This window comes from Asticcacaulis sp. (assembly GCF_027484505.1).
Taxonomy (GTDB): domain Bacteria; phylum Pseudomonadota; class Alphaproteobacteria; order Caulobacterales; family Caulobacteraceae; genus Asticcacaulis.
Genome location: NZ_JAIXSV010000198.1, coordinates 1 through 3857, shown reverse-complemented (window position 1 = coordinate 3857; position 3857 = coordinate 1). Strand labels below are relative to the sequence as shown.

Annotated in this window: 3 protein-coding genes; all 3 read left to right on the top strand. The window is 59.1% G+C overall.

Features of this window, described 5'->3' with window-relative positions; translation table 11 throughout:
- Window positions 1-262 precede the first annotated feature (262 nt).
- Window positions 263-1738 carry a replicative DNA helicase gene (locus Q0072_RS12135; RefSeq protein WP_126423676.1) on the top strand — a complete coding sequence of 492 codons (1476 nt, stop codon included), beginning with the start codon at window positions 263-265 and terminating at the stop codon, window positions 1736-1738.
- 411 nt (window positions 1739-2149) lie between these two features.
- Entirely contained in the window at window positions 2150-3523 is a 1374-nt protein-coding gene (radA, locus tag Q0072_RS12130) for a DNA repair protein RadA (protein WP_298330413.1), read from the top strand.
- Between the two features lie 209 nt (window positions 3524-3732).
- On the top strand, window positions 3733-3857 hold a 125-nt coding region (locus Q0072_RS21935), incomplete at its 3' end, for a CvpA family protein (protein ID WP_366941805.1).

The window sequence follows — 3857 nt, the reverse complement described above, 5'->3', positions numbered from 1 at the left end:
GTGCGTTTCCCCAAGCAATGCGGTTCGATCTTCGCCCATTGGGCATCGGTTAGAATATTGCGGTCCATGAACAGTATGAATCACAATTCGATTCATCTGTGAATCCCCACAAACCCTAATCAGCAAATCACCATACATCAACAGTCTGAGTAATGCATCTATCCCCGTTATTCACAGGCTGTGAATCGGAGTTAAGTGGACAGCCGCCTTTGCGCCGCATAGGGGCAGCGACAGTCCGCCCCTGACCTGCTTAAACAGCCCCATGAACACGACCCTGCTCGACGCCCCCCTGCCCGTTTCGGCCGACACGCCACAGGCCCTGCCGCACAATCTCGAAGCCGAACAGGCCCTGCTCGGCACGCTGATGTTCGACAATGGAGCCTATGAGCGCCTGTATGATGGCCTGAGCGCCCGGCATTTTTACGAGCCGTTTCACCAGAAGCTGTTTGCCACCATTGAGGAGCAAATCCGCATCGGGCATCTGGCTGAGCCCATCGTCCTGCTCGACAAGTTCAAGACCGATCAGGCCTTCAATGATCTGGGAGGTATCCGCTACCTGGCCGATCTGGTGGATCGTGCCCCGCCTTCGGCCAATGCCTCGGATTATGCGCGCGTCATCTATGATCTGGCCCTGCGGCGTGATCTGATCCGTCTGGGCGGCGAAATCGCCCGTTCGGCTACGCAGGAAGGCAATGGCCGCGAACAGATCGAGCGCGCCGAAGCCCAGCTTTATGAGATGGCCGAAAAGGGCACCTCCTCGACCGGTTTCAAGACCTTCTCCGAAGCCGTCACCGGGGCCATTTCCAATGCCGAAGAAGCCTTCCACCGCGATGGCGGCCTGTCGGGTCTGGCGACGCGGCTGGACGACCTCGACCGGCAAATCGGCGGCCTGCATAAGTCGGACCTGCTGATCCTCGCCGGACGTCCCTCGATGGGGAAGACGGCGCTGGCCACCAATATCGCCATGAACGTGGCCAAGAAATACCGCTTCGAGATTCAGCCCGACGGCACGCGTAAGACGGTCGATGGCGGCGTAGTCGCCTTCTACTCGCTCGAAATGTCCGCCGATCAGTTGGCGACCCGTCTGCTGGCTGATGCCTCCGGCGTCTCCTCCGACCGCCTGCGCAAGGGGGAAATCGATGCGGTGGAGTTCGGTCGGCTCAAGGACGCGGCCATGGAGATCGCCTCCTATCCGCTGTATATCGACGATACCGGCGGTCTCAGCCTTGCCAAACTGACCGCCCGCGCGCGTCGCCTGAAACGCACCGCCGGCCTCGACCTCATCGTGGTGGACTACCTGCAACTGGTCACGACGGGCGACAGCAATATGAACCGCGTGCAGGAAATTTCGACCATCACCATGGGTCTGAAATCGCTGGCCAAGGAGCTTCAGGTGCCGGTCATCGCCCTGTCGCAGCTCTCGCGTCAGGTTGAAAGCCGCGACGACAAGCGCCCGCAACTGTCGGATCTGCGGGAATCCGGCTCGATCGAACAGGACGCCGATATCGTCATGTTCGTCTATCGCGAAAGCTACTATCTGGGCCGCGCCGAACCCAAGGAAGGCACGCCCGAACACCTGCAATGGCAGGAGGATATGGACAAGCTGCGCGGCACCGCCGAAGTCATTATCGGCAAGCAGCGTCACGGTCCCATCGGCACGGTACGCCTGTCGTTCGACGAAAACGTCACGCGGTTTGGTAACCTTGCACGTCAGGACCGGTATAGCAGCTACGAATAGAATGGCGTATCTTGCCGGCCAAACCGCTTTTTTGCTCTATCGCTTCGCTGCCTGAGAGCGGGTGGCAATCTGGCGCGTCAGGACCGGTACAGCAGCTACGAGCAGCAGAGTGGTGATTTCCTCCACAGATGGCCACAGAGGTATTTAGGAACCACAGATTAAACAGATTTCACAGATTGGCGCTTCGCGCTTTTTAGCCTTCACCGCTCTGGGCGCCTGCTTGAAACACCACAATCTGTGCAATCTGTGTAATCTGTGGTTTGAACTTCACTTTGCCCGCCACACGCTGAGACTATCTGCGTGCATCTGTGAAGAACAATTCCTCGCACGAAAGTTCGCAATTTGTTCTGGATTTTCGCGCCCGCTCAGGCTATCGGTTGCGCAGCATAAATCCTGTTGCGCGAGCGAATCATGTCCAAGGCTCAGGCCGTCTTTGTCTGCCAGTCCTGCGGGATGACCCACACCAAATGGGCGGGTCAGTGTTCCGGATGCCTGAGTTGGAACACTTTGGTGCAGGAGAGTTTTTCCGCCCCGCCGGGCAGCCTGAAACCCGAAACCTCGCCTTCGAAAATCTCAAGGCTTTCAAAGCTCAATTTTGAAACTCTTGATGCGCCAGACGAGGCACCGCAGCGCATGGTGACCGGCATCGAAGAGTTCGACCGGGTGTGCGGCGGCGGTATTGTGCCCGGTTCGGCCATCCTGCTGGCCGGTGATCCGGGTGTGGGCAAATCGACCCTGTTGTTGCAGGTCACCGCCCACGCGGCGCTGCGCAGCCTGAAGGTCGCCTATATTTCGGGCGAAGAGGCCGTTGAGCAGGTGCGTGGGCGCGCCTCACGCATGGGGGTCAGCAAGGCCCCTGTCGATCTGGCCGCTGAAACCTCGCTGCGCACCATTCTCGATGCACTGAAACGCGACACCTACGACCTCGTCATCATCGACTCCATCCAGACCCTGTGGTCGGACGCCATCGACGCGGCGCAAGGTTCGGTATCGCAGGTGCGGGCCTGCGCCGGTGAGTTAGTGCGGATGGCCAAAAAGAACCGCATCGCCATGATCCTTGTCGGCCACGTCACCAAGGAAGGCCAGATCGCCGGGCCGCGCGTCGTCGAACACATGGTCGATGCCGTGTTGTCTTTCGAGGGTGAGCGCGGCTATCCGTTCCGCATCTTGCGCGGTTCCAAAAACCGCTTCGGGGCCACCGATGAGATCGGGGTATTTGAAATGGGCGATGGTGGTTTGCGCGAAGTGCCGAACCCCTCGGCCCTGTTTCTCGGCGACAATGATGAACGCTCATCGGGTTCGGCGGTGTTCGCGGGAATCGAAGGCTCGCGTCCGGTACTGGTCGAAATTCAGGCGTTGGTGGCCCCATCAGCCTTGGGCACGCCACGCCGCGCCGTCGTGGGGTGGGATTCCGGGCGTCTGGCCATGATTCTGGCCGTGCTCGAATCGCGCTGCGGGTTGGGGTTCGGTGGTAAGGATGTCTATCTGAATGTCGCCGGCGGACTTAAGATCAACGAACCCGCCGCCGACCTGGCGGCCGCCATGGCGCTGGTTTCGGCCCTACTCGATCAGCCCCTGCCCAAGGCGTCGGTTATCTTCGGGGAAATCAGCCTGTCGGGCGAAGTGCGCGGCGTGTCGCGCATGGAAGCGCGCATGAAAGAGGCCCTGAAACTCGGCTTTTCCAACGCCATCGCCCCCGTCGCGGCTCAGGACAATGCGCCGTTTGAGGTCAAGACCTACTCGCATCTGGTCAATGCCATGGGCGCCTTCGACCTCAACAGTTAGAGTCTTCGTCGGCTCAGTTGAGGCGACGCATGGCTCTAATTTTTTGTAACACCTCATGCCGAAAAGTGGCGTCCACTTTTGGCTTCGCCGAACTTCGTTTCGGCATGAGGTTTAAATCAGGACTATCGCTTTTTTATAAAAAAGGCCAGAATGGTTAATAGGCTCCGGTAACGCCGGTACGGGTTTAAAGCCATTGTGAGGGGACGCACATGCAAGGCTACGATCTGATCTTTCTGGGCATATTGCTGTTTTCCTGCCTGTCGGGTTTTACGCGCGGCGCGACGCGCGAAATCGTCGGCACGGCCTCCTTCATTCTGGCCATACTGATTGCCAT

Bases quoted from the DNA above. Each gene is read 5' to 3' on its own strand.
- Q0072_RS12135 (WP_126423676.1), top strand. From the start codon at position 263: ATGAACACGACCCTGCTCGACGCCCCCCTGCCCGTTTCGGCCGACACG.
- radA (WP_298330413.1), top strand. From the start codon at position 2,150: ATGTCCAAGGCTCAGGCCGTCTTTGTCTGCCAGTCCTGCGGGATGACC.